Annotated in this window: 19 protein-coding genes; 6 read left to right on the plus strand and 13 right to left on the minus strand. The window is 68.7% G+C overall.

Features of this window, described 5'->3' with window-relative positions; genetic code table 11:
- The first annotated feature begins 135 nt into the window (after positions 1 to 135).
- Entirely contained in the window at positions 136 to 1296 is a 1161-nt protein-coding gene (locus tag ON40_RS31525; protein WP_040828677.1) for an FAD-binding oxidoreductase, read from the plus strand.
- Between the two features lie 57 nt (positions 1297 to 1353).
- Positions 1354 to 2139: an FAD-binding oxidoreductase gene (locus ON40_RS31530; RefSeq protein WP_051193801.1), complete on the plus strand. Its 786-nt coding sequence runs from the start codon at positions 1354 to 1356 to the stop codon at positions 2137 to 2139.
- 6 nt (positions 2140 to 2145) lie between these two features.
- Here the strand turns inward: ON40_RS31530 and ON40_RS31535 are convergent, their stop codons facing one another.
- The 10 genes from ON40_RS31535 to ON40_RS31580 form a co-directional block, all read right to left on the minus strand.
- A complete protein-coding gene (locus ON40_RS31535; RefSeq protein WP_040828679.1) occupies positions 2146 to 3315 on the minus strand; it encodes a globin domain-containing protein in 1170 nt (389 codons plus the stop codon).
- A 532-nt stretch (positions 3316 to 3847) separates the two neighbouring features.
- Entirely contained in the window at positions 3848 to 4273 is a 426-nt protein-coding gene (locus tag ON40_RS31540; protein ID WP_040828680.1) for a heat shock protein transcriptional repressor HspR, read from the minus strand.
- Positions 4273 to 5457: a molecular chaperone DnaJ gene (gene dnaJ / locus ON40_RS31545; RefSeq protein ID WP_040828681.1), complete on the minus strand. Its 1185-nt coding sequence runs from the start codon at positions 5455 to 5457 to the stop codon at positions 4273 to 4275. Before dnaJ ends, ON40_RS31540 begins: the two co-directional genes overlap by 1 nt.
- 36 nt (positions 5458 to 5493) lie before the next feature.
- On the minus strand, positions 5494 to 6111 hold the full coding sequence (gene grpE / locus ON40_RS31550; protein ID WP_040828682.1) for a nucleotide exchange factor GrpE: 618 nt from the start codon (positions 6109 to 6111) through the stop codon (positions 5494 to 5496).
- Positions 6108 to 7943: a molecular chaperone DnaK gene (gene dnaK, locus ON40_RS31555; RefSeq protein WP_040828683.1), complete on the minus strand. Its 1836-nt coding sequence runs from the start codon at positions 7941 to 7943 to the stop codon at positions 6108 to 6110. Before dnaK ends, grpE begins: the two co-directional genes overlap by 4 nt.
- A gap of 307 nt (positions 7944 to 8250) precedes the next feature.
- Positions 8251 to 8895 (minus strand): HhH-GDP family DNA glycosylase, encoded by a 645-nt coding sequence (locus tag ON40_RS31560; protein ID WP_040828684.1) that lies wholly within the window; start codon positions 8893 to 8895, stop codon positions 8251 to 8253.
- A 66-nt stretch (positions 8896 to 8961) separates the two neighbouring features.
- Positions 8962 to 9846 carry an RNA polymerase sigma factor gene (locus ON40_RS31565; protein WP_245568077.1) on the minus strand — a complete coding sequence of 295 codons (885 nt, stop codon included), beginning with the start codon at positions 9844 to 9846 and terminating at the stop codon, positions 8962 to 8964.
- A gap of 51 nt (positions 9847 to 9897) precedes the next feature.
- Positions 9898 to 10785 (minus strand): haloalkane dehalogenase, encoded by an 888-nt coding sequence (locus ON40_RS31570; RefSeq protein ID WP_040828686.1) that lies wholly within the window; start codon positions 10783 to 10785, stop codon positions 9898 to 9900.
- Between the two features lie 116 nt (positions 10786 to 10901).
- Entirely contained in the window at positions 10902 to 11729 is an 828-nt protein-coding gene (locus ON40_RS31575) for a DUF1707 SHOCT-like domain-containing protein (RefSeq protein WP_083896065.1), read from the minus strand.
- A gap of 9 nt (positions 11730 to 11738) precedes the next feature.
- A complete protein-coding gene (locus tag ON40_RS31580) occupies positions 11739 to 12824 on the minus strand; it encodes a DUF1707 SHOCT-like domain-containing protein (protein ID WP_169541928.1) in 1086 nt (361 codons plus the stop codon).
- 101 nt (positions 12825 to 12925) lie between these two features.
- Between ON40_RS31580 and ON40_RS31585 the strand changes: the two genes are divergently transcribed.
- On the plus strand, positions 12926 to 14074 hold the full coding sequence (locus tag ON40_RS31585; protein ID WP_040828688.1) for a zinc-binding dehydrogenase: 1149 nt from the start codon (positions 12926 to 12928) through the stop codon (positions 14072 to 14074).
- An 11-nt stretch (positions 14075 to 14085) separates the two neighbouring features.
- On the opposite strand, the gene ON40_RS31590 is transcribed toward ON40_RS31585, so the two are convergent.
- From ON40_RS31590 to ON40_RS31600, 3 genes are all read right to left on the minus strand, one after another.
- The gene (locus ON40_RS31590) at positions 14086 to 15654 is read right to left on the minus strand and encodes a dynamin family protein (protein WP_281033083.1); all 1569 of its coding nucleotides are present in this window, start codon (positions 15652 to 15654) and stop codon (positions 14086 to 14088) included.
- Between the two features lie 121 nt (positions 15655 to 15775).
- Positions 15776 to 17599: a dynamin family protein gene (locus tag ON40_RS31595; RefSeq protein ID WP_040828689.1), complete on the minus strand. Its 1824-nt coding sequence runs from the start codon at positions 17597 to 17599 to the stop codon at positions 15776 to 15778.
- A 32-nt stretch (positions 17600 to 17631) separates the two neighbouring features.
- Complete coding sequence (locus ON40_RS31600; protein ID WP_157186484.1) at positions 17632 to 20199, minus strand: IniB N-terminal domain-containing protein; 2568 nt, start codon at positions 20197 to 20199, stop codon at positions 17632 to 17634.
- Positions 20200 to 20470: 271 nt separating this feature from the next.
- Between ON40_RS31600 and ON40_RS31610 the strand changes: the two genes are divergently transcribed.
- The 3 genes from ON40_RS31610 to ON40_RS52210 form a co-directional block, all read left to right on the plus strand.
- Positions 20471 to 22153 carry an Hsp70 family protein gene (locus ON40_RS31610; RefSeq protein WP_051193805.1) on the plus strand — a complete coding sequence of 561 codons (1683 nt, stop codon included), beginning with the start codon at positions 20471 to 20473 and terminating at the stop codon, positions 22151 to 22153.
- A gap of 14 nt (positions 22154 to 22167) precedes the next feature.
- Positions 22168 to 24681 carry a LuxR C-terminal-related transcriptional regulator gene (locus ON40_RS31615; RefSeq protein ID WP_040828711.1) on the plus strand — a complete coding sequence of 838 codons (2514 nt, stop codon included), beginning with the start codon at positions 22168 to 22170 and terminating at the stop codon, positions 24679 to 24681.
- 45 nt (positions 24682 to 24726) lie between these two features.
- On the plus strand, positions 24727 to 25624 hold an 898-nt coding region (locus ON40_RS52210), incomplete at its 3' end, for a hypothetical protein (RefSeq protein ID WP_040828712.1).

The following is a 25624-nucleotide window of genomic DNA, read 5'->3' on the forward strand; positions in this document are numbered from 1 at the left end:
GCGTTTCGCCCTCAGCGAGGTTGGGTACCGTCAAGACCTCATAACCGTGCGACCACGGTTTTTTCGGGGATACTGGAACCCGAGCCGGTCCGGGCCTGCGGTCCGGACCGTTCTATGAGAAAGGAAGCTCGAGTCGTGGATGCGCGTTCGGCTGCGCTGGTCCGCGCCAATTTCCGGTCCGTCATCGAAGCGCCGAACGGGCCGGAACGGCTGGTCAGCGCGTTCTACGGCCATATGTTCGGGGAGAATCCTCGGCTGCGGGAGCTGTTCCCGCCCGCCATGGACATGCAGCCCAAACGCGTGATGACCGCCGTGCAGTTCGTGCTCGACCATCTCGAGGACTGGGACCGCGCCCAGCACTTCCTCGAACAACTCGCCCGCGACCACCGCAAGTACGGGGTCGAGGCGGCACATTACGATATCGCCGGCCGCGCACTGGTGGCCGCGTTCCGCACCTACTTCGGCATCGGCGGCTGGTCCCGCGAACTCGAGGAGGGCTGGCGCGATATCGGCATCCTGGTCTCCGCCTCGATGGCCATCGGCGCGAATTCCGATACCTCCCAGCCCTTCTGGGAGGCGACGGTGGTCGGACACCGGCAGGTGCTGGAGGATCTGGCGATCGTGCGGCTGCAATCCGAGACGCCGATTCCCTATCAGGCCGGACAGTACGTCCCGGTGTCGGTTCCGCAGCGGCCCAAGATGTGGCGGTACCTCTCGCCCGCGATTCCGACGAATCCCTACGGGGAGATCGAATTCCACGTCCGCAAGGTGGAGAACGGCTGGGTGAGCCCGGCCATCGTCGCCGAGACCGAGGCGGGGGACGTCTGGCAGATCGCCGGGCCGCTGGGCGGGCTGCACGTGGACCGCGACAGCGGCACCGATGTGCTGATGATCGGTTCGGGCACCGGTATCGCACCGCTGCGCGCGCAGCTCATCGAGATGGGCAGGCGCGGTGACAATCCGCGGGTGCACTTCTTCATGGGCGGGCAGTATCCGTGCGATCTGTACGACGTGGAGAACATGTGGCAGCTGTCGCTGAGCAATCCGTGGCTGACCGTGATTCCGGTGTGCGAGAACGCATCCAACCCCTGGTGGTATCCGCATCCCCCGGCCGACCCGCCGTTCGGCATGCACCGCAGGTTGATCGGTAATCTGGGTGCGGTGGTGGCGAGCTTCGGTTCCTGGTCCGATCGGCAGATCCAGATCGCCGGATCGCCCCGGATGATCGCGGCCACCACCCGGGCACTGGTGGCGGTCGGCACACCGGAATGGGCCATCACCGCGGATCCGGTGTGATCCGCAGCCGATCGATTCGACCGCAGGACAAGGTATTTCGACGAACAGGGATGGTGTATGACCCTCGGCCCCGATGAGACCGGCGAGATCCACCTCGGCGCGCCCACCGAATGGGCCGCGACGGTGGTCGGGCACCACCGTCTGCGGCACGACATCGCGGTGGTGCGGCTGATCGGTGACTACGTGCCGTTCGTCGCGGGCCAGTCGGTCGAGGTGCAGATTCCGCAGCATCCCGGGTTGCGGCGGCGCCTGTCGCCCGCCCTGGCGCCCTCCCGGGACGGCAAGCTGGAGTTCCACGTCCGGACCGTGCCGGGCGGGTGGTGCAGCGGATCGATCGTCGCGGACACCCAGCCGGGCGACGAATGGCGGATCACCGATCCGGCGGGCTGGCTGTCGGTCGACAACGACGCGACCGATGTGGTGATGCTGGCCGGCGGTACGGGTCTGGCGCCGCTGCGCTCGATCCTGCTGGAGATCTCCCGTCGCCCGGAACCGCCCCGCACCCACCTGTTCATCGGCGGCCGCTCACCCCGCGACCTGTACGCCTCGGACATGCTCTACCTGCTGACCGGCGAACTGCCCTGGCTGACGGTCGTTCCCGTGGTGGAGAGTCCCGACGATCCGACCTGGGAAGACCCCTGGTACGAGAGCTGCCGGGTGGACGTGGGGTTCGATGTGGACGAGATGCTGGAGGGCACTCTCGCGGACGTCGTCGGGGAGATGGGGCCGCTGGAGCACCACCAGATCCTGGTGTGCGGTTCGCCGGGGATGACCACGGCGACCATCGATCGCCTGATCCAGACCGGCACCCCCGCGGAAGCCATTCGCTACGAAGGGGTTTGAGGTCTCTCAGAACAACGGGTCGTGGCGGATGTTGACGGCAGGTGTACCCGCGGCCATCAGGCGGAATTTGGTGGTCTGCACCATCGACGGGGAGCCCGAGATCTGCACGTCACGATCGGCCCACGGGCCGTAACCCGCTACGACAGCGCCGATCTGGCCGGTGCGGCGCGGGTCCAGACCCGGCAGGTCCGGGGTCGGATCACCGGAATCGAAGTACCACCAAGGGTTTTCCTCGCTCTCGACGATCGGCGTGACGGTCAGCCATTTGTTGGCCGCGGCCAATTCACTCAATGTCACGAGGTCGTACAGGTCGCACGGGTGATGCCCGCCGACGAACAGATGCACCCGCGGATTGGACCGGCGACGCGCCATCGCCACGAGTTGCGCTCGCAGCGGGGCGATTCCGGTGCCGCAGCCGATCATCAGCAGTTTGCGCCGGGTGTTGCGGGGGATGCCGAGCCCGCCCATCGGCGCACTCAACAGCCACTGGTCGCCGACCGCGGTGTGCCCGACCAGGGCCGGGCTGACCCAGCCGCCGGTGCGGGCGCGCACGTGGAATTCGATCTCCCCCTCGGCATTCGACGGACCGGCCGGGGACAGATACCGCCACATCCGCAGCCGGGACGGGACCTGCACGCTCAGGTACTGACCGGCGGCGTACCGCATCGGCTGATCCAACCGCACCCGCACGACGGCGAGATCGTCCAGCACCCGGTGATGTTCGACCACCGTGCCGGTCCACACCGCGGGCGTGCCGCAATCCTGCGCCCCCACGATCATGGTGCGCGTGATCAGGGTGATGCACTCCTGCCAGGCGTGCTCCACCTCCTCGGTCCACAATTCCGTGCGCGCATGCGCACGCACCGCCGTGATCAGCGATTTCCCCACGGCCGGATAATGTTCCGGCGCGATGCCGAACTTGCGGTGATCGCGTCCGAGCTGCGCGAGGAACGGCAGCAGCTCGTCGGGCTCCTCGAGCCGATCCACCACATGGGCGAGCGCGGAGACCAGGCGCTCACGCTGAGTGTCCAGGGATGCGGGAAAGAACTCGCGCAGCTGCGGTTGCGCGCTGAACAGGATCGCGAAGAACGATCCCGCCACTTCCTCAGGCCCCGCCTCCTCCGCAGCAACCGCTTTGAACGTCGTCCTGACCAAGGCGGCGGCACGCGAATCCATCTGTCTCACAACCCCATTTCGCACTCGAATACGAGCACGGCCACGAGTAGCACGCCGTCCAGAAACCCGGCAGCAGCCGATGCGATCAGAGTGTAGGCGAGGTTTGCCAGCAACGGACCAAACCGCCCGAACAACCCACGTGTAATTCCCCCCGAACCTGCTCAACGCAGGTGTCGCCACCGATAAACCAACCGTTTGCCCAGTAAATTCGGTCATTCCCCGCCCGGTCGTCACCGAATCAACATGATTCATTTTGAAAGACTCACTTCTACAGCGATCTCCCTGCAATCGATCACCACTCGATCTCGACCACCGGACCGCCCGGGTTCACCGCTCCGGCAACATTCTCGCCACCCGATCGCGGATTCCGGCGCAGCCGCCCCAGTGCCACATCACACAATGCTCGCCCCGCGGACACAGCACACCTCTCGCAACCAATCACCGTGCGGTGCACTGCCGGGAGGCCGCTCCCCCAGCTACGAAAACAGCGCCCCTGTCACCAGGGGCGCTGTCTCGGTGGATATTTCGCGATCTAGCGGCGCTTGTTGCGCGGCTGCCAGACCACGAGTGCGGTGCTGCGTTGCGGCGGAGTCAGATCGGGGCGGTAGGCCGAACGCAGGCGCTCGACCTCGTCGGAGAGCTCGCCGACCCGCTGCTGCAGCGCCTCGACCTGGTTGGTCAGTTCGATGATGCGCTTGATACCGGCCAGGTTGACGCCCTCGTCCTGGGACAGGCGCTGCACCTCGCGGAGCAACTCCACATCCCGGTTCGAATAGCGCCGGCCCCCGCCCGAGGTGCGGTGCGGGGTGACCAGACCCAGCCGGTCGTAGGTGCGCAGCGTTTGCGCGTGCATACCGGCCAGCTGGGCGGCAACCGAGATCACGAAGTACTCGGCGCCTGCTCCACCCCGGTCGTTACCGGGCGGCTGTGGGGGTGAAGCCCCTGCATGACCGGACATTACGCACCTGCCCATCCAGCTCGCGGGTCGAACCCACCGGCCTTCTCCGCCTCCGCGTAACGCCGCAGCGCCTCGGAGGCCTCGTCGTCCAGCTTCGGCGGAACCGCGACCTTGACCGTCACCAGCAGATCGCCCGCACCACCGGAGCGCTTGGGCACACCGCGCCCGCGCACTCTCAGGGTACGGCCGTCGGCGGTGCCCGCGGGCACCTTCACGCCGACCCGGCCCTCCAGCGTGGGCACGGACACCGTTGTGCCGAGCACCAATTCGCTGTAGCTGACCGGCAGCACCAGGGTCAGATCGTCGCCGTTGCGGCCGAAGACCTTGTCCTGGCTGACGTGCACGGTGACGAACAGATCACCCGCGGGCGCACCGCGCAGACCTGCTTCGCCCTGGCCCGCCAGGCGAATTCGCTGACCGTCCCGCACACCCGGCGGAATCCGCACCGTGATGGTGCGGGTCCGGTTCTGGATGCCGGTACCGCGGCAGTCCACACACGGATCGTCGATGATCGACCCCGTGCCGCGGCAGTCCTCGCACGGTTCGCTGAATCCGAACGCACCCTGGTTCCGGCTGATGACGCCGGTTCCGTTGCAGTGCGGGCAGACTCGCGGACTCGTACCGGGCTTCGCGCCGCTGCCGTGACAGGTCGTACACGGCGACGGGCTGGTCATCCGCAGAGGCACGGTGACGCCCTGCGCGGCCTCGCGGAAGCCGAGATTGGTCTCGGTCTCCACATCACTGCCGCGCCGCGGCCGGGTCGAGGTGCGCGTCGTACCGCCGGGGCCGCGGTTGAACAGGCCGCCGAGAATATCGCCGAGCCCGCCGTCCGCGGTGGAACCGGCTGCGCCACCGAAGATGTCGCCCAGGTTGAACTCGTTGAATCCACCCTGTCCGTAGCCGCCGCCACCACCGGGTGAGAAGCCGCCACGACCGAAACCGCCGCTGGCGAACAACTTCCGGGCCTCGTCGTACTCCGTGCGCTTCTCCGGATCGGACAGCACGGCATGCGCCTCGCTGACGGCCTTGAACCGCTCCTCGGCCTTCGCGTCACCCGGATTCTTGTCCGGATGCAGGTCCCGGGCCAGTTTGCGATAGGCCTTCTTGATCTCGTCCTGGGTGGCGCCGGAGGAAATACCCAGCTCCTTGTAGAAGTCCTTCTCGAGCCACTCACGATTCACCAGGCATCTCCTCCTTTCCTCAGCTCAGATGTCCGCTGCTCAATGGTCGTCGTCATCGGTGCCAGCATTTCCTGTCACCAGATCTGTTACCCCATCGGTCACCCCGACAAGCGCGTGCCGCAGCACCCGGTCGCCGAAGCGGTACCCCTTGCGCATCACGACACCGATCACCGGATCGTGGCCCTCGCCCTCGTGCTGCACGGCCTCGTGCAGGGTCGGGTCGAACGACTCGCCCTCCGTGCCGAACTGCTCGAGGCCCTGCTTCTGCAGCGCCTCGGACAGCTTGTCCGCCACGGACTTCAGCGGCCCGGATTCCAGGTCGCCGTGTGCGCGAGCGCGATCCAGATCGTCCAGCACACCGAGTAGTTCGGTGACGACCGACGCCTTGGCGGTGTCGATCGCGGCCTTGCGGTCGCGTTCGGTCCGCCGCCGATAGTTGGCGTATTCGGCGGTCAGGCGCTGCAGATCGGCCGTGCGCTCGGCCAATTCGGCATGGACCGGATCGGCGTGCACCTCGGCCTCGGCCGCCGATTCGGCTCCACCCTCGGCCGCGGCGTCCTGCGACGCCGCGGCCTGGCGAACCTCACCAGTGACCGGATCGACCTTGCGGTTGTCCACGATCGTGACCGGTTCGGATTCCGGATTGTTTTCCGTCACTTCTTCTCCGGCTCTTCCACGACCTCCGCGTCGACGACCGTGTCATCGGATTCGGGAGCAGCACCGTTGCCCGATGCTGCCGCATCGGCCGACGACGCCTCGTAGATCGCCTGACCCAGGGCCTGCGACTCGGCGGCCAACTTCTCCACCGCGGTCTTGACGGCCGCGATGTCGGTGCCCTTCAGGGCCTCGTTCGCCTCGGTGATGGCCGACTCGACCTTGCCCTTGATATCCGCGGGCACCTTGTCCTCGTTGTCCTTGATGAACTTCTCGGTCTGGTGCACCAGGGACTCGGCCTGGTTGCGGGTCTCGGCCTCCTCGCGACGCGTCTTGTCCTCGGCCGCGTGCGCCTCGGCGTCCTTGACCATCCGGTCGATCTCCTCCTTGGACAGGCCGGAGCCGTCCTGGATCTTGATCTTGTTCTCCTTGCCGGTGCCCTTGTCCTTCGCGGTCACGTGCACGATGCCGTTGGCGTCGATGTCGAAGGTGACCTCGATCTGCGGCACGCCGCGCGGGGCCGGCGGGAGGCCGGTCAGCTCGAAGGAGCCCAGCAGCTTGTTGTGCGAAGCGATCTCGCGCTCACCCTGGAACACCTGGATCTGCACCGACGGCTGGTTGTCGTCGGCGGTGGTGAAGGTCTCCGAGCGCTTGGTCGGGATGGTGGTGTTGCGCTCGATGAGCTTGGTCATCACCCCGCCCTTGGTCTCGATGCCCAGCGACAGCGGGGTCACATCGAGCAGCAGGACGTCCTTGACCTCACCCTTGAGCACACCGGCCTGCAGTGCGGCGCCGACGGCGACGACCTCGTCCGGGTTCACGCCCTTGTTGGGCTCCTGGCCGCCGGTCAGTTCCTTGACCAGCTCGGAAACGGCGGGCATACGGGTCGAACCGCCAACGAGCACAACGTGATCGATATTGGAGACCGAGATGCCGGCGTCCTTGATGACCGACTGGAACGGCTGACGGGTGCGGTCCAGCAGATCGGAGGTGATCTTCTGGAACTCCGAGCGGGTCAGCTGCTCGTCCAGGAACAGCGGGTTCTTGTCCGCGTCCACGGTGATGTAGGGCAGGTTGATCGAGGTGCTCTGCGAGGAGCTCAACTCGATCTTGGCCTTCTCCGCGGCCTCACGCAGCCGCTGCATCGCCATCTTGTCCTTGGTCAGGTCGATGCCGCTGGAGCCCTTGAACTTGTCGACCAGCCACTGCACGACGCGCTCGTCCCAGTCGTCACCACCGAGGTGGTTGTCACCGGAGGTGGCGCGGACCTCGACGACGCCCTCGCCGATTTCCAGCAGCGAGACGTCGAAGGTGCCGCCACCGAGGTCGAAGACCAGGATGGTCTGTTCCTTGTCGCCCTTGTCCAGGCCGTAGGCCAGAGCCGCGGCGGTGGGCTCGTTGACGATGCGCAGCACGTTCAGACCGGCGATCTGGCCGGCTTCCTTGGTGGCCTGGCGCTGTGCGTCCTCGAAGTACGCCGGGACGGTGATGACCGCGTCGGTGATCTCCTCACCGAGGTAGGACTCCGCGTCGCGCTTGAGCTTCATCAGCACGCGCGCGCTGATCTCCTGCGGGGTGTATTTCTTGCCATCGATGTCCACGCTCCAGTCGGTGCCGATGTGGCGCTTGACCGAGCGGATGGTGCGATCGACGTTGGTGACGGCCTGGTTCTTGGCTGGCTGGCCGACGAGCACCTCGCCGTTCTTCGCGAACGCGACGATCGACGGAGTCGTCCGCGATCCTTCCGAGTTGGCGACGACGACCGGTTCGCCGCCTTCGAGAACGGCGACGACAGAGTTCGTGGTCCCGAGGTCGATACCGACCGCACGAGCCATTGTGTTCCTCCTATGTGACGTACCTATATGTGGCGATGCAGGGCAGACGCCTGCCGCGGCTGCCGGACGGCAACCACCGGACCTCACCCCGACACCGCCTGGAGCACGGTCCTCAGCAATACTGAGCGTGGTCGACTCAATCTTGCATCCACTCGGGGTCCGAGTCAACCAGTAACTTGAGTCTTAGGCGCTCAACTTTGCGTCGATCCAGTCCAACGAGCGGCCCGCCTCATCCATTCCCGCCCGGCCGAATTATTTTCCCAGACCGCCTCGGCGACCGAAACCACCTGGTAGACGAGGTTCCGGACTACCCGGCCTCGGCGAGCACCGCATCGGCGAGATCGCGGTCGAGGGTGACGCGCACCAGTGCGGCGGCGAACTCCGCATCGCGACCCGACGGACTCAGCCGATCCAGACTCGCCGGATCGACCGGCAGGCCCAGCCGCTCGGCCCCCTGCCTGGCCCGATCGTCGAAATGCGGCCGCACCCAGGTCCACACGTCCTGGATCTCCCGCAGGAAGATATCCGCGCCGACCGGGCCGATGCCCTTGAACTGCTGTAGCAGCTCGGCCAGCCGACCCGGATCCTCGTCCGCGTCGCTCGCCAGACGGCGCAGATCACCGTGATAGCGCTCGAGCAGGAAGGTGGCGTTGCCGCCGAGACGGGTGGCCGTGGATTCGTCGTAGCGCCGGTAGTGCCCGCGCCCCAGCGCATCGACCAGGTCCTGCCAGTCCGCCTCGGCGACGAGTCGCGGGGTGGTGAAGCCGGAGTCGATCAGCTCCCGGGTCGCGGCCACCGCGATATCCGCGGCGATGCGGGTACTCAGCAATTCCGCGAGCATCAGCAGCTGGAACAGCGGCGCGGGTTCGTCGGCCGGTTCGATCCCGGCCTGCCGGGCATAGCTGGTACCGGCGCGATCCAGCAGCGCCCGCACGATATCCGTTCTGCTCATCGGGTGTACCTGCCTTTCCTTCGATCGGCCTACCCGGAACCGTGGCACTCACCACCGCGCGTCGACTCAGTCGCGTGGAGGTTCCAGCATCGGGAAACGTCCCGAATCGAGCAGGGCGGCGACCACATCCCTGCGCACCTCGGGCGCGGCATAGTCCGGATGCGCGCGCAATACGGCCGCGGCGTCGTGCAGGCCGACCATCTGTTGTTCGGCCGCGGCGGCCGTGCGACCGCCGGGGGTGATCGAGTGGGTGGCGTAGGCGGGGCGGCGCGGGTCGACGCGCCCGAGTTCGACGGCCTTGTCGACCCGGCGGGCGCAACGGCACGCGGCCTTCGGATTCGCCAGGCCGCAGGTGGAGTTCAGGAAGTCGCCGAGGCGTTTCTTGGCTCGCTGCAGACGTTTTCGATAGGCGACCGGTGTCGTGCCGAGAATCCACGCCGCCGCGGACGAGTCGAATTCGAAGACCTCGCTCAGCACGAAGGCGACGCGTTCGTCCCGGCTCAGGCACTGCAGCATGGCCTGGCTGCAGGTCAGGCGGACCTCGCGGGTCAGCAGGGTCGCCTCGGGGCCGCGGTGATCCTGTTCGGCGAGGCCGTCACGCAGATCGGTGGCGAATTCGTCCAGGGAGAGCTGGGCGCGTTCCTGCGGGCTGCGGCGGCGCAGATTCAGCAGATGGTTCACGCCGATGCGATACGCCCAGGTCAGCAGCCGGGCCTCGGCGCGCCAAGTGGACAGATTGTCCAGCACGCGCAGCAGGATCTCCTGGGTGGCGTCCTCGCCGTCGGGCGGGCGGCCGGTCATCCGCAGCGCCAGCCGGTACAGCGGATCCTGCAACAGCCGGACCACCTCGGTGACCGCGGCCGCGTCACCGGCGACCGCCCGCGCGACCAGATCCGCCTCGCCGGGGACGGGCTCCTGCGTGAACGGCGCTGCGGCCGATCCGATGCTCACCCCACCATGGTTCGACGGATCGGCCGGTCACGCAAGCACGGGGACGCCCACTCAGTGCGAAATCACCTCGGCCGATGTGGCAGCTCCGGACAGGTCGTGCGCGCGCAGCCACCGCGCCACCGCCGTGCCGATCGCATCGGGCTGATCCTCGGGCGCGTGGTGTCCCGCGGGGCCGATGCCGACCGTCTCGATGTTGGCGAATGTGGTTCTCGCCCAGTCGATAGTCTCGTTCCCGCCCATACCGATGCCGTTCTCGACGGCCATCAGCAGTTTCGGGATCTGCGGGGTGTCGGCCATCGCACGGCCGTAGTTCACCATGATCTCGGCGACGTCAGCGGGCTCGCCGTCGAACGGAATCTCCCTGGGCCACATCAGCATCGGACGACGGGACTCGGGCGTCGGGTAGGGCGCGCGGTAGACGTCCAGATCGGCCGGGGTCAGACTCTTCGCGCCGAAGGGCAGGTTGAATTCGATGAACATGTTCTCCTGCAGGATCAGCTGCTCACCCTCCGGCGAGCGGAACCGGCGGAACAGCTCCGCGCCCTGCGGCGGCATCTCCGCCCAGCTCAGCGGGCGCAGGAAGGTCTCGATCACCGCGATCCCGCGCACCCGCTCCGGATACCGCGCCAGCCGATCCATGGCCAGCGCCCCACCCCAGTCGTGCCCGACGAGCACGACCTCGTCCAGCCCCAGCGCATCGAACCAGGCGTCCAGATAGCGCACGTGGTCGGCGAACCGATAGTCGATATCGGGCTTACCCGATTCCCCCATCCCGATCAGATCCGGCGCCAGCGTCCGCACCGCACCGCTCACATGCGGAATCACATTGCGCCACAAGTACGAAGACGTGGGATTGCCGTGCAGGAAAACCACCGGCACGCCACCCTCGCCGGTGTCGGAGTAGTTCATGAACGAGTCGAGAACGTCGATGGCAGGCATCGCGGATCCTTCCGGTAGAAGTGCTTACACCGGGTTGGACACGTCCTCCGACGTCGTCGTGACAGAGCTTTCAAGTGATGTACATCACATATTGCTAGGCCGCGATGGACCGCCCTCTAGGCGTGCGCCTTGGAGATGTACAGCGGCTCGCCGGTGAGGTCGACCATGAGAAATCCGCTGTGCGGGCCCTGGATGTAGATGGTCACGGCCGGCTGTTTCCCCTCGCCGAGCGTGGTTCGGTCGATCATCACGTGGCTGATCGATGCCCCGGGCGCGCCGACCGACTGCGCCGCACCGGCCAGCAGGGCGGCCAGCTTCGGAGTGTCGAGCTTGCCCAGATCGATCGGCTGCAGATCCGGCTCGCGTCCGGTGGTCGTCCAGCTGTCGAAATTCCCTCGGTACGAGATCCTTTCGGACTTCGACGGGTCGTTCGCGGCAGGCCGCTCGATCGACGCGGTGTTCGCGTGCAGGACTATCTCGTCCGCGCGCAGGTCGCCGAAATGGGCGCGGTAGGCGGCGAGGAAGGCTTCGATTCCGGCGGCGGTCGTCATATCCGGCGTCTTGTGACTCGCGACGGGTCCGTCGTCGCTGCTCGCCCAGCCGCACAGCATGCCGATCAGCGCCGCGGCCACCACCACGGCGGTCGCCGGCAGCCATCGTCGCGAGGAGCGGCGTCGGGCCGGACTGGCCACCGGCGTATCGACCAGATTCGCCGGGATCTGCAGATCGTGGAGTACGGCGTCCAACTGGGCGAAGGTGCGTGCGCGCATCGCGGATCGGGTGCGCTCGGCGTGTTCGGACTCGGTCAACTGACCGTCCGCACGCGCGGCATCCAGGACCGCACAGGCATCCACACGATCCGAATCGCGAACGCGCAGTGCGCCGTTCACGGTTCCCGAAGACGAACCGGTACGCCCGGACGTCGCGGAACGGGAGGTTTGCATCAGCTTCGCCTAATCGCCGAAGGGGGACACGCGGATGAGCTGCCCGGCGGGCGTGGCCTCGACATATCCGCGCTCGTTGAACTTGTTGCCGACGTAGACGCTGATCGTCGGCGCCTCGGTGATGCTGTCGATATCCATGATGATGTGGCTCACGGCGCCGCCCTCGACCTTCGTCAGCGCGACCGAGCGGTTGATCAGATCACCCAGCGCGGCCACGTTCACCGTGGCCAGATCGAGGATCGGCTTGTCCTTCTCCCGAGTCGTCATCGCGCTCGTGGCCAGGAAGCCGCCCCGATAGTCGTAGTCGGCAACCCGATTCGGCTGCGCGAGGGTGGTGCGATCGATCGAGGCGTACTCGGGGAACAAGCTCACCTGGTCGACCGCGGTATCGCCGAATTTCGCCCGGTAGAGGCTCCGGAACTTGTCGAATCCGGCAGCGGTGGTCAGATCAGGAGTCTCGATCACCAGCGGCTGCACGGCCTGCGGCACCGGAGCCGACACCGGCGCGAGCGGCGGCGAGGATCGATGGGTCAGCCGATAACCGCCGACCGCCGCGGCGATGGCGACGACGACCATCGCACCGGCGAACCAGGCCGCCCGCGGGCGGATCTTCGATCGCGGATCGATCGGGGCGGGCGCGGGTTTCTGCAGGTCTTCGGTCAGTCCGGCGAGGTCGCCCAGGGTCTTGGCCTCGGCGGTCAGCTCGGTGAGGGTGCGGTGTTCCTCGGTCGAGAGCTGCCCGTCGGCCAAGGCCACGTCCAGGGCGCGCCAGGTCAGATCACGATCCTCGTCGCGAGCCCGGATGTGGTCCGGATACCGTCCGATCCGGTGTGCCGGATTCGGCCGGGGCGGATCGGACCAGCCCGCCACACCCGCCGGGGGCTGCAGATCCGCGACCAGTCCCCGCAACTGTCCGATGGTGCGAGCGGTCCCGGCGCGGTCGGAACGATCGTGATACTCCTCCGCCCAGAGCTGACCTTCTTCATAGGCCGCGTCGAGCAGCGTGCGGGCCCGAACCCGGTCCACATCGCGAGCTCGCATCGCACCCGAGGCCGCATTCGGCGTTTCCGGCATCTCGGACGATCGCGAACTCACCATTGGATGGTAGAACGTCGATGAGCTGCACCGGCAGCGGATCGGTCCGCGGGTAGCGCGAAGTCGACCTCGCCCGCGCGGCTGCGCGGTACGGTTCGGGTATGAAGGCGGTGGTCTGTTCCCGAGGCGAGCTCGAAGTCGCCGAAATCCCCGCGCCCGAACCCGGTCCGGGGCAAGCCGTGATCGCCGTGCGGCGGTGTGGGATCTGCGGATCGGATCTGCATGCTCGGGTGCACTGCGACGAACTCGCGGACCTGGCCGTCGCGACCGGGTACGACGGGTTCATGCGGTCCGATCAGCGGGTCGTGCTCGGGCACGAATTCTGCGGGGAGATAGTCGATTACGGTCGCGGTTGCCGCAATCGCTGGAAGCCGGGCACCCGGATGGTCGCCCTGCCGATCCTGCGCACCGGGCGGCAGCCGCAGCTGACCGGACTGTCCGAGGCCGCGCCCGGCGGTTACGCCGAACAGGTTCTGGTACAGGAATCGATGGCCTTCCCGATCCCGAACGGCCTGTCCGACGACTTGGCAGCCCTCACCGAACCCATGGCCGTGGCCTGGCACGCGGTGCGCCGCAGCCGGATCGGCAGGAAGCAAATTGCCTTCGTGATCGGTTGCGGTCCAATCGGTCTCGCGGTGATCTCGATGCTGAAGACGGCGGGCGTGCACACCGTCGTCGCCAGCGACTTCTCCGCGCGCCGCCGCGAACTGGCCGCGCGCTGCGGTGCGGACGCGGTGGTCGATCCCAAGATAGAACAGCCCTGGACCGCGGGCCCGCGCACCGGCCGGATCGAGGGCGTCACCGATATTCTGAACCTCGGTTTCGACGCCATGGGGAAACTGCGTCGCGTCCCGAATCTGCCCTGGTGGCACCTGTTCCGGATGGCGCACACACTCCGTCTGGACCCGGCCGGTCCGGTGGTGTTCGAATGCGTCGGCGTTCCCGGCATGATCGAGCAGATCGTCACCGCCGCCCCGCCGCGCTCCCGGATCGTCGTCGTCGGCGTCTGCATGCAGACCGACCACTTCCGCCCCGCCATGGCCATCAACAAGGAACTCGACCTGCAGTTCGCCTTCGGCTACGACCCCGGCGAATTCCGCGACACCCTGCACATGATCGCCGACGGCAAGGTCGATCCGGCGCCCCTGATCACCGGAACCGTCGGCCTGCACGGCGTCCAGGACGCCTTCACCGCCCTCGCCCACCCGGACCAGCACGCCAAGATCCTGATCGACCCCGCCGCTTCGTGAGCGTGTTCGGATCAGCGGGGTGGGGTGATTCGGGCGAACGGGGTGGTGGGCGGATCTTGCAGGAGGTCGAGTAGGCCCTCTGCGCTGCGGGCGGCGGTGCGGCAAGCGGTGGCGGTGAATTGGTCGGCGAGGGGGTGGGCAGCGCGGGATCGCCACTTGCGGACCGCGGACAGGGCTTGGTCGCGGAGTTGGCGGGAGGTCGCATCCGGGGGGAGGCCGAGGCGGAGGTGGGCGGCGACGCCGGTGCCGCCGATGAGGCGGTGGAGTTCGGTGAGATCCTCTGGGGGCAAGGGTAATTCGTCGGTGCGGAGGTGACCCAGGAGGCGGAGTTCGGCGAAGCCGTGCACGTCGGCGAGCAGTGTGCGGACGCGGGGCAGGAGTTGATCGGCGGCGGTGCCCGGATGTGCGGTCAGCACTCGAGCCAGTCCGGTCAAGGCCGAATGCGCCTTCAATTGATCTGCGCGCTGGGCGAATTGCACATCGAGTACGGTGCGTAGTTCTTCGAGACCACTTCGTTTGGTCAATTCCGTTGCCAGTGACGATGAGTCGCGTGCGCCGAGACGAATCAATGTGACCGCCAGGCGAATTCCGAACAGTCCGAATCGCGCGGCCAGGTGGGCGCGCAGCGGGGGCGGCACGGGCAGCGGCAGATCCGAACCGGCGAATCGGTCCGCGGACAGCAGGGCGAGTCCGAGATCGTCCGCCGGAACCGCGGCCAATGCCTCGAACGCGTCGAACTCGCGCTGACGCAAGGTGGCCGCGGCGAAGGCGAGCAGCCCGGCGACCGGAATGACCTCCTGGCACAAGCCCGTTCGCTCCAGCTCACCGGCGAATCGGGACGCCACGTCACGCGCGGAATGCAGCGCGTCGATGCGGCCGGAACCGATCTCGTCGGCGCGCGAGACCACGCCGATCACGCCCAGCGGGCCGTGTTCGCCCGTGCCGATCTGCTCCAGGAAACCGATATCCGCGGCGTCGAGCCGACGCAGCAGATAGACCACGGCGTCCGCGGCGGGCAGCGTGTCATCGGCCGTCTCGTCGGCGAGCAGTCGTTCTGTCCGGCGCGAGACCGCCCGGGAGAGCGAGGAGATGCCCGGGGTGTCGATGATCGTGGTGCGAGCCAGCGTTGCGGCGGGCCACTCGACCGCGAGATGGTCGACCTCGCGCTGCGCACCGGCGGGCCAGCGCAGTGCGGACAGATCGAAGGTCAGGCCGTGTGCGCCCGGCAGCCCGTCCGCGCCGGGCCGGCGGCGCACCACGACGTCGGCACGGGCCCCGTCCGCGGATATCGCGCCCACCCGCGGCGTGGAACCGTGCCGATACCAGGTGACCATGCGGGTGCACTCGGTCGCGTCGGTCGGCGCGATGTCCTGTCCCACAAGGGCATTGAGCAACGTCGACTTGCCCGCCTTCAGCTGTCCCGCCAACGCCACCCGCAACGGCTGATCCAGCCGCCGCGCACAGTCGTCCAACAGCCCCGCCACGTGCGGTTGCCCCCCGAACGCCCGTCGCGCGGCCGCCAGCAGTGCCCGCGCCTCCGGCACGATCCCCTGCCGCACGCCTTCGACCTCGTCATTCACGCGGTCACAGTAACCAGCGCCGCTGTGAATTCGCTACGAACCACACAAATCATCCTAGGGATCACACCGGCGTACCCGCACCCGAGCCGCTGTCGCGGTCCCGAGCGCGGCAGCAGGTAGGTCATCCCGGCGGGAGCAGCGCGTCGGCATTGCGGCGCAACTGTGCGACGGTCCGCAATTGTTGTTCCAATTCGGTGCAGCGGGCGGCGCGGCGGGCGTTCTCCATGCCCGCAGCGTCCTGGGTGGCCTGCAGGGAGTCGTTGATCGAGCGGAGGCTGCGGTCGGCGATCCCGGTGAAGTGGTCGCGCAGCAGGCGGTGAATGCGGTGCAGGCGGTCGCGCGACTGTTTGCCCGCCTCGAAGCTGACGTCGTCGAGGTAGCGGCGCACGGCCGTCTTCGCCTCGCCTCGGCGGCGGGTCAGGCGTTCGCGCTTGTCGTCCCGGAATGCCTTGCCGCCCAGCAGAACACCCGCACCGAGGGAGAACGGGTTGATCAGCGCCAGCCCGGCGACCGTGCTGGCCAGGCCGATCATCACCATGCCGCCGTAGGAGCCGCGCATGCCGACCAGGAGTTTGTGGCCCAGGCCGAGGTCGGGTTCGAGATCCGCGAGCGTCACCGATCCCGCGTCCGTGGGATTCAGGCCCTGACGCAAGGCGGGCAGTTCCACGCCGCCGAATTCGAGGAAATGTTCGCCGACCCGTTCGGCCAGCTGGACCGCCCGCGCGTGCGTCCACAGCAGATTGTCACCGATGGCGGTATCGGTCGTCGCGGTGAGCCACTCCTCGATGCGGTCCCAGTGCCGGGCCGGATCGTTCTCGTCGATCCAGTCCTCGGCGGTGCGGCCGATATTCCGGAGACGTTCGCGCAGGTCGTGGTCGATATCGCCGGTCAGATCGGTGATGCCGTCGCCGAGGGTCTGCTGCCAGGCCGCGGTGCGTCGATAGAGTTCCTCGGCCTGGGTCCTGGCCGTGCGCAGTTCGCGCACGGCCAGTTCGCCGCGCTCGGGATCCTTCAGCGTGACCAGTTCACTGCTCAGGGCCAGGGCCAGATGCTCTGCGGCAGCGGAGATGTCGAGCGCGACGGCCCGCCGGGTGGCTTCGCGTCCGCGCGCGACCACCTGTTCGCGCAGGAAGTCGTAGAGCTCACCGAAACCCGACTCGCGGCCGAGCTGTTCGTCCTGCAGGCGCAGGGCGTGGCTGCGCAGCAGCGCGGACACCGGGAGAATCGGCACGTCGATACCGTTGCGCTGCAGGTGTTCCCGATCGGCCTCGAGAATCTGCCGCCAGTGCGGATACAGATCGATCTTGCCCAGCAGCAGGGCCGTGGCCGGACACAGCTCGGCGACCTGCCGCAGCAGGTCGGCCTCGGGTTCGGTGAGTTCGGTGGACGCGTCCGAGATGACCAGTACCGCGTCGGCGGCCGGGGCCATCGCGAGTACCGCTGCCGCGCCGAAGCTTCCGTGGCCGCCGACGGCCGGGGTGTCCACCAGGACGATGCCCTCCGCGAGCAGCGGATTGGGCGCCTGAACCTCCAGCCTCGCCGCCCGTCCGTGCGAATGCGGAGTGACGGTGTGAATTTCGCTGAGCGGCACCGGAACTCGCTGTTCCTGCGCGGGACTCCCGTCCGGCCCGGTCAGAACGACCTCGGCCTGCGGTTGCGGCCCGTGCGCGAACAGCAGCGGAACCGTGGTGGTGGCGTCATCACCCACCGGGCTGATCTCGAGATTCAACAGCGCGTTGACGAACTGGCTCTTGCCCTGATTTCCCAGGCCCGCCACCACGATCCGGCGCCGCGGATCGCGCACCCGCTCGGCCAGCGTCTCCAGCCGTCCGACCAGATCGCCCCGATCCGCGGCCCGCGCGGCCGCGATCGTCTCCGCCAGTAGGTTCCGCAACGGCAATGCCGTTGTGCCGGATGCTGATTCGTCCACCACCACAGTTCCCATATCTGCTGCCCGCTCTCCTCGCCGTATTCCGCTCAGTGCAGCAATCCGCCGGTGATATCCACACCCGGATGCGTCTCGGTCGTCGTCGCGGCGGTGGTATCGCCGAACAACCCCGTGCCCGCGGTATGCGTGGAATCCAGCCCGCCACCGAGGGAGCCGTTCCCACCGGCACTCAGCGTGCTGTCGATCGTGCTGTGCGTCGCGGCGCCCAGAGCCGAATCGACGCCGTTCCCGAACGCATGCGAAACATCCACACTCGTCCAGGGATTCGCCGCGGCAGTGGTGGTTCCACCGACTCCCAACGCACTGTGCACCGCACTGTCGGTCGCGCCGCCCACGGTCGCCCCGAGCCCGGTCCCCGCATGCAGCGCCGTCCCCGCCGTATCGGACACCCCCAGATCTCCACCGCTGTGCACAGTCGCCCCACCCGCACCCGACAGCCCTGTGGACAACCCCGTCCCAGCCGAAACCGCCGAATTCATTCCCGACGACACAACTGTGGACAGATCACTCCCGGCATGCACAGCCGAATCCGCACCGGTCGAAAGCGTTGTGGACAAACCACTTCCAACGTGCGCCGCAGAATCCACACCCGTCGACAACGTCGTGGACAATCCACTGCCCACATGCAACGCCGAATCCGCGCCCGACGACAACGTCGTCGAAAGCCCGCCACCCGCGTCCGCGGCCGACTCGGCACCAGCCGACAACGTGGCCGAAAGGCCATCACCCGCGTGCAGCACCGAGTCCGCACCGGTCGACAACGTTGTGGACAGACCGCTTCCGATCTGCACCGCAGAGCCCACCCCGGACGACAGGGACTCGGAAAGCCCATTGCCGACCTGCAATCCCGAATCGCCGGCCCCCGTCAACGCTGCGGAAAGCCCACTCTCGGCGTGCAGCGCGGAGTGAGCGCCACCCGACAGCGCCGTGGAGAGTCCACCACCGGCCTGCACCGCGGATTCGGCCGCCGTCGACAGATCCGTACCGGCGGCAACCGCGGAATTCGCGCCCGCCGACAACGCTGCGGACAGATCACTCCCGGCAGAAAGAGCGGAATCCACTCCGGACGACAACTCCGTCCCCGCCTGCACCGCAGCATCCACACCGGTCGACAGGCTGGTGGACAACCCGGTCCCCGCCGACAATGCCGAATCCGCACTCGACGACAAGGTTGTGGACAGATCATCCCCAGCCTGCAGTACCGAATTCGCCGCAGCCGACAGACCTGTGGACAGCTCGCTTCCGACGTTCACAGCACCGCCGACCTGCGATGCGAGCCCGCTCGCCAGTCCCGTTCCGACCTGCGCGCCCAGCTCGGCGATATCACCCGCGGCTGTGGTCAGGCCGGTGGTCGATGCGGTCGCGTCCGCACCGAGTCCCATGTTCAATGCATTCGCCGCGTCGAGAGTCGCATTCGCGCCTGCACCGATCTGAGCCGCGGTATCGGCCGCTCCCCGCAGATCGGCCAGCGCACCGGTGGTTCCGTTCACCGCACCGCCGAGTGCTGCCGCGCCACCTGCCAGAGCACCGATTCCGCCGGTCGGACCGGTTGCGAGCGCCGCAGTCGCATCCGCTCCGGCAGCCGACTCCAAACCGGCGCCCAGCTCGGTGCTCAACTCGCCGCCGAGACCCGCGGCGGAATCCAACCCGGCACCGAGATTCTCGGCCGTCCCGAGACCGGCACCCAGCGCACCGCCGAGGTTCGCGGCCGACTCCAACCCGGCACCCAACTCAGTGCCCAGGTTCGCAACCGACCCCAACCCGGCACCCAGCTCAGTGCCCAGGTTCGCAGCCGACTCGAGGCCGGTGTCGACGGCAGCGGTCAGATCTCCGGTGGAGACCAGGTTGGTTGCCGAGGTCAGGCCGGCCGCTGCTTGCGTGCCGAGGTCGGCGGCGGTTCCGAGGGCGGTGTCGACGCCGAGGCCCAGTTGCAGGGCGGTGGCGGACTGCGCGGCGGCGTTCGCGGCGAGTGCGGCTTCGGCGCTGAGTCCGGCAGCAGCTTCAGCCCCGAGACCGGCGACCGCACCGAGTCCGGCAGCAGCTTCAGCGCCCAGACCGGCAGCAGCACCAGCCCCGAGACCGGCACCTGCTCCGAGGCCCGAACCGAGGCCGGCGGCGGCTGCGCCCAGAGCTGCGCCAACCTCGAGTGCGGCTTCTGTGCCGAGTCCAGCGGCAGCACCGAGTCCGGCGGCGGCTTCGGTGCCCAGACCTGCGGCTGCTCCGAGGCCTGCACCGATTTCGGCACCAAGTCCCGCACCGAGGTCAGCACCGGTGCCGAGAGCTCCACCGAGTCCCGCGCCGACTCCGACACCAGTGCCGAGCCCGACACCAGCACCAGCCCCAACACCGGCACCGGCACCCACGCTCCCACCAACCTGCGCGCCGGAACCTGCCGCGATGATCGCCGCGAGCTGATCGCCCCCGGAAACCAGGGCCGATTCGGCGACCATGGGCGCGACGGCGGCGATGTCCTCGGGGGTGACCGCGCCGAGTCCGGCGGCGCTGAGGGCCTCGGTGGGGTTGATGCAGTAGCCTGTGGCGGCCTCGTGGTCGCGGAGTAGGGCGAGGATGAATTCGAGAATGGCGTTCGGGGTCATCGCGTCTCCTGGATCGGCGGACCCTGGTGATCCGCGGTAGTCGAATTGCCTTCGACGCTAGAAACCCCCGCGACAACGCGAAACGGGGTGAAACCCCCTCATATCGACACCGGTCGCGTTGGGGGTATGTCGCCGATTAGGGGAATTTCCCCGCAATCCCCCGAACACCGGTAACGGGGGCTCCCCGGCGGCCGAAAGGCTCGTTAGGTCGGCAGACCGCAGAACTCGCCGATTCACCGCACAACGTGCTCAGAACGACAGGGGTTCTCCGATGACTCAGGACCTGACGCTCGGCCTCACCGCCGGGTCGTCACAGACGGTCGCCGTGACAGTGGCGGCTTCCGGCCGGACGAGCGGATTCACCGCCCGCACCCGGCCCACGGCCCCCGGGCTGGCGCCGGATCTGGCACGCACCCTGCCCGCGCGGGTCGGGGATCCGGTGGACATCCGCACCGACGACGGGCGGGCCCTCGCCCCGGCCGATCTGCTCGCCGAGGCCATCGGCGCGGCGGTGCGCGATATCGACCCCGCCGGCACGGTGGCCGCATTTCCGGCCTGGTGGTCGCCGCACGCGGTGCGGACCCAGCGCGAGGCGCTCGACCGCGCGGGCCGCAGCGATGTCGTCCTGGTTCCCGAACCCGCGGCGGCCGTGCGCTGGCTCGAGACCGCACACGATCTCGCCGATGGCACGATCGTGGTGGTCTACGACCTGGGCGCGACCGGCCTGACCGTCTCGGTGGCCGATACCGGCCCGGGTGGCGGACCGCGCGCGGAATCGGTGCGTTCCACCGCGGTCGGCGGCGACGAATTCGATCAGTTGATCATGCGCTACGTGCTGGCAAATGCCGTGGGTGATAACGATTTCGATCCGTTCGATCCGGCGGCCGAGCAGGAATTGGCCATTGTCCGGCAGCGCAGCAGAAATGCCAAAGAAGTACTGTCCGGAAATACCGCCACATCGATCCCGGTCCGGTTGCCGGGCATCGCCCGCGACGTCCGCCTGGTCCGCGACGAACTCGAGGATCTGCTCCGCCGCCCCCTGTCGACCTCGCTGGAGTTGATCCACGAGGTGCTGCACCGGGCCGGGGTGGATCGCGATTCGGTCGGCCGGATTCTGCTGACCGGCGGCGGCGCAGCGATTCCTCTGGTCACCGAGCTGATCTCGACCGAATTCGGCATCCCGGTGGTCGCCGCCGACGATCCGGCACACACCAGTGCGTCGGGCGCGGCGCTGCTGGCGGCCGAACTGCTCGCCGAGTCGGCGGCTCCGCAGACCATCGCCCTGGCCTCGGGCGATGCGGTCCTGCACAGCGCGGCAGCGGCGCGGCCCACACCCGAGGGATCGGTCGATGCCGTCCCCGACCTCCCCGCGGCAACGAAAACCCCCGTCCTACCCGCACTTCCGCAAGACACCACCGACGACCGATCCGGCTCGCGACGTCGGGTGATCCTGATCGCCGTCGCGGCGATCGCGGCAGCGGCGCTGGCCACCGGGACGCTGGCACTGGGCACCACCACCCCGACGACGAGTTCCCCTGCCACCGTGAGCAGCACGACCAGCACCAACGCCCCCGCGGGCAGCTCGGCGCCCAGCGTGGCATCCGGGGGAGCAGTCGCCTCCGCGGCACCGGCGGCGAATTCGGCCACCACCCGAATCGGAGCCCCTGCCTCCGCGAACGCCGCACCGGTGGCAGGCACGGCCGCTCCCCGATCGCAATCCCCGGCGGCCCCGGCGAATTCGGCCCAGTCGCCGAGTACCGCTGCGCAACAACCGGTCACGGTGATCACCGTCCCGGCGATCCAGCCGCCGGCCGCACCGACGGTCCCGGCCGCACCGACCGTTCCCAGTGCACCGCTGGGCAATTCCGGTACCAACCCGCTGAACCAGGCGGGCAGCACGCTCGGCACCGTCCTGCAGGCACCGAGTCGAATACTTCCACAGACGGGCAAGTGAAAGGCGGTCAACAGGTGGTCGGAAATCCCCCCGTCGCGATCGAGTCGCTGCCCGGGGCACGAGATATCCTGCGCGAACTGGAATCCGGTGACGACGAGGGGTTCGTCCACCTGATCCGCGGACGCGCGGCGACGGGCAAATCCACTCTGCTCGGCGCGGTGCGCACGCGCCTACGCGCCCGCGGCATCCCCACCTGCGACACCGTCGCCGAGGCACTGGCGCCCGGCGCCCGGCCCGTGCTGATCCTCGACGACGCGCACACCCTCGATCCGATCGAGCTGGAAAAGCTCAGCGCGGCAATAGGTTCGGACTGCGGCACGATCATCGTCGCGACCCGCCCGCGTCCGCACGACACCGCCCTGCGCACACTCGCCGACGCGGTGTCCCGTCGTGGCCGGGTGACCGACCTGCGCCCGCTCGGCGTGAGCGATATCGCGCCGTTCGCCCGCGAGCTGGGCATGATGGCCCCGCGCGCGATCGTCGAACACGTGCATCGCCGGACCGCCGGAATCCACGGCGGCGTGGTCGCCACGCTGTCCGCGGCCAGCGCCACCCGGCTCGACGCGGGGATCGCCGCGGTGGACCGGGCCGTCGCCGCCTGGGCGCGCTCGATGCTCGAGGACGCCGATCCGGATCTGCTGGACGTCTTCGTCGTCGCCACCACCGGCACCGGCCTGGACCCCGACGAACTCTCCGAGATCCTGGGCAAGAACTATTCCACCGCAAGGGATCTCATCGATCGAGCACGGGCGACGGCACTGGTGACCGACGCCGATCTGCTGCTGGCCGCGGCGGAGGCCCCGCTGCGCACGCTGGTCGGCGACCGCCGCTACCTCACCGTACAGCGACGGTTGCTGCAGGCCCGTCTGGATGCCGGTCTGCTGCGCGATCACACCGCCCTGCTGCTCGCCGAATCCGGCGTCCACGACCCCCGGCTCACCGAATTCCTCTGCACCGCAGCGGAAAAGGCGGGCGACGAGGCGGTCCGCTATTACACCGCGGCCGAACGCAGCGGCGCGGACCGGCGATCCATCGCGATCCGCTGGGCCGAGGCCGCCGCCCGCACCGGCGACGGTGACACCGCACTGCGACTGGCCGAACCGATCCTGGCCGATCCGGCCGTGCCGCGCACGGATCTGGCTGCGGCGGTGCGGATCTGCGCCGGAGTGTGGACCCGCCGCGGCCTGGCCGCACGCGCCGCCCGGCTGTACAGCTGGCTCGGACCGGACCGGGTGGGCGTCGACTGGGCGCTCGGCGCGAGCGTGCAGTACCTGTCCGGCGATCCCGAAGCCGCCGGGGCACTCTCGGCCTCGGCGGATCAGTGGCCGCCGACCGAGGCCACCGCCCGCTCGAGCCTGATCGCCGACGCCCTGTCCCGCACGATCAGCGACTCCGGCCGCGCCGCAGCGGTTTCCGCCGCATCGTCACTGATCCAGGCCGCCCGCGCGGACAACGCCTCCCCCGACCCCGACCGCTTGGTCCCCTATACTGCGACATCCATCGCCACCCTGCTGTGCCTGAGCATGGGCGAACCGCAGCGCGCGGCGGACGCGCTGAGCAACACCGCCCACGCCTACCCGGTCCTCGCGGCGTGGACCGCGATGCTCGGCGGCGACGAACAAACCGCCGCGACGCTGATCGCCCAGGTGGACCTCACCGCACTCCCGCCGCGGGAACGTCTGCTCGCACACGGCGTTCGGGTCGGATTGGCCCGTCGCGGCGGCGATCACACCGCCCTGACGCTCGCCTGGCAGGCCGCCCACCCGCTGTTCGACGACGTCGGCGCGGATCTGTTGGCGCTGTTGCCGATCGGCGAACTGTGGCTGGCCGGTATCCGGCTGAACGACGAGGGCCGGATCGCCGCACTGGTCGAGGGGGCGCGGGAGTTGTTGTGCCGCTCGGGGAATCCGCCCGCGTGGGCGAATGCCTTCCACTGGTACGCGATTCAGGCGGCGATCGCCCGGATGTGCCCCGACGAGTTGCTGCCCCCGGCCCAGCAGCTCAAGGCCGCTGCCGAGACCGGCGATCCGCACGCCGCCATCCTGGCCGACGCGGGCCGCACCTGGATCCTGGTGCTGCGCGGGGAAGTCGACCGCGACCGGGTCACCGCCGCGGTGCGCAGACTCGCCGAGATCGGGTTGAGCTGGGATGCCGCCCGGCTGGCCAGCGAGGCGGCGCTGGCGGGCAGTGATCCGGCGGCCTCCACCGCACTGCTCAAACTGGCCCGCACCATCCGCGCCGACGCCCGTCCGCCGCAACGCCCGATCGATCCGGCGGTCCCGGCCCGGACCGAACGCCCCGAACCCGTGACCACCACCCCGGGTCCGGTGTTGAGCGACCGGGAACGCGAGGTCGCCGAGCTGGTCCTGCTCGGGATGACCTACCGCGAGATCGGCGCTCGGCTGTACATCTCGGCGAAGACGGTGGAGCATCATGTCGCGCGCATCCGACGTCGGATCGGGGCCGGGTCGCGTTCGGAGCTATTGTCGATGCTTCGCGCCATGGGGCACGGTTCGCTGCTCGTGTAGGCGGTGCGAGTACGAACCGGATTGGACCAGAGCGAGGTAACGAGGATGGCCACAGGGGTGGGCCTGCGAATCGCCGACGACGAATGCCTGGCGGCCATCGTCACAGGCGGAGGCGGCGAACCCGGAGACGAGCCGTCCGAGCCGTATTTCGTGGTGCGTGAATCGGTCCTGCACATGTCCGAGGACGGCGATACCGCGCTGGGCGGTGAGCCCCCGGCCGGACCGGCGCACTCCATCACCGGTTTCACCGCGGCGGTCGGCGATCCGGCGGGTATCAGCGTCGACGACGGCGAGGCCTATCGGGGCGAGGACCTGATGGCCACGGCCCTGTTCTGCCTGATCGATCTGGCGGCCGAGCATCTGAGCGGTCCCGCCGAGTTCTACGCCGTCCATCCCGCGGACTGGCCCGCCGCGCAGGTCCTGGCGCTGCGTGATGCCCTGGACTATCTGGGCCTGCGGTCGGTGGTGCTGATCAGCGAGGCGATCCTGCCCGGCACGCAGACCGGCCGGGAGATCGCGGCCGCGGCCGCGCAGGGTGCGCTGGACGCGGTGCTGTCCACCCCGGCGGGCACCACCCCGCCGGATCCCAGTCACGCGGAGAACCCGCTCGAGGCCACCGACGTGCTGCCCGCGATCCGCACTCCCGATCCGATGGCGCAGGCGTATTCCGCGGCCATCCCGGTCGACCGGTCGGCCGCGGCCGTACCGCCGCCCGCCCCGGCCGCGGAGCCGACCGCGACCAAGGTGGCTCCGGCCGTCGTCACACCCCCCGCCCCCGCCGACGCCAAACGCATCCCGCTGCTGATCGCCGCGGCCGCCGCCATCGGCCTGCTGCTCGGCGGCATCGCGGTGGCGCTGCTGCTGGGCGGCGGCGATTCGACGCCGACGCCGACGGTGCCCGACGCCCGTTCGGATCTCACCCCGACGAGCCAGCCGACCACGA

The sequence above is a fragment of the Nocardia jiangxiensis NBRC 101359 genome (assembly GCF_000308615.1).
Lineage (GTDB): Bacteria > Actinomycetota > Actinomycetes > Mycobacteriales > Mycobacteriaceae > Nocardia > Nocardia jiangxiensis.

What these genes read in the sequence shown, in the direction of transcription:
- ON40_RS31600 (WP_157186484.1), bottom strand. Translation starts at nt 20,199, where the DNA reads ATGACCCCGAACGCCATTCTCGAATTCATCCTCGCCCTACTCCGCGAC.
- ON40_RS31595 (WP_040828689.1), bottom strand. Translation starts at nt 17,599, where the DNA reads ATGGGAACTGTGGTGGTGGACGAATCAGCATCCGGCACAACGGCATTG.
- ON40_RS31570 (WP_040828686.1), bottom strand. Translation starts at nt 10,785, where the DNA reads ATGCCTGCCATCGACGTTCTCGACTCGTTCATGAACTACTCCGACACC.
- ON40_RS31535 (WP_040828679.1), bottom strand. Translation starts at nt 3,315, where the DNA reads ATGGATTCGCGTGCCGCCGCCTTGGTCAGGACGACGTTCAAAGCGGTT.
- ON40_RS31585 (WP_040828688.1), top strand. Translation starts at nt 12,926, where the DNA reads ATGAAGGCGGTGGTCTGTTCCCGAGGCGAGCTCGAAGTCGCCGAAATC.
- ON40_RS31540 (WP_040828680.1), bottom strand. Translation starts at nt 4,273, where the DNA reads ATGTCCGGTCATGCAGGGGCTTCACCCCCACAGCCGCCCGGTAACGAC.
- ON40_RS31530 (WP_051193801.1), top strand. Translation starts at nt 1,354, where the DNA reads ATGACCCTCGGCCCCGATGAGACCGGCGAGATCCACCTCGGCGCGCCC.
- dnaK (WP_040828683.1), bottom strand. Translation starts at nt 7,943, where the DNA reads ATGGCTCGTGCGGTCGGTATCGACCTCGGGACCACGAACTCTGTCGTC.
- ON40_RS31560 (WP_040828684.1), bottom strand. Translation starts at nt 8,895, where the DNA reads ATGAGCAGAACGGATATCGTGCGGGCGCTGCTGGATCGCGCCGGTACC.
- ON40_RS31575 (WP_083896065.1), bottom strand. Translation starts at nt 11,729, where the DNA reads ATGCAAACCTCCCGTTCCGCGACGTCCGGGCGTACCGGTTCGTCTTCG.
- ON40_RS31610 (WP_051193805.1), top strand. Translation starts at nt 20,471, where the DNA reads ATGACTCAGGACCTGACGCTCGGCCTCACCGCCGGGTCGTCACAGACG.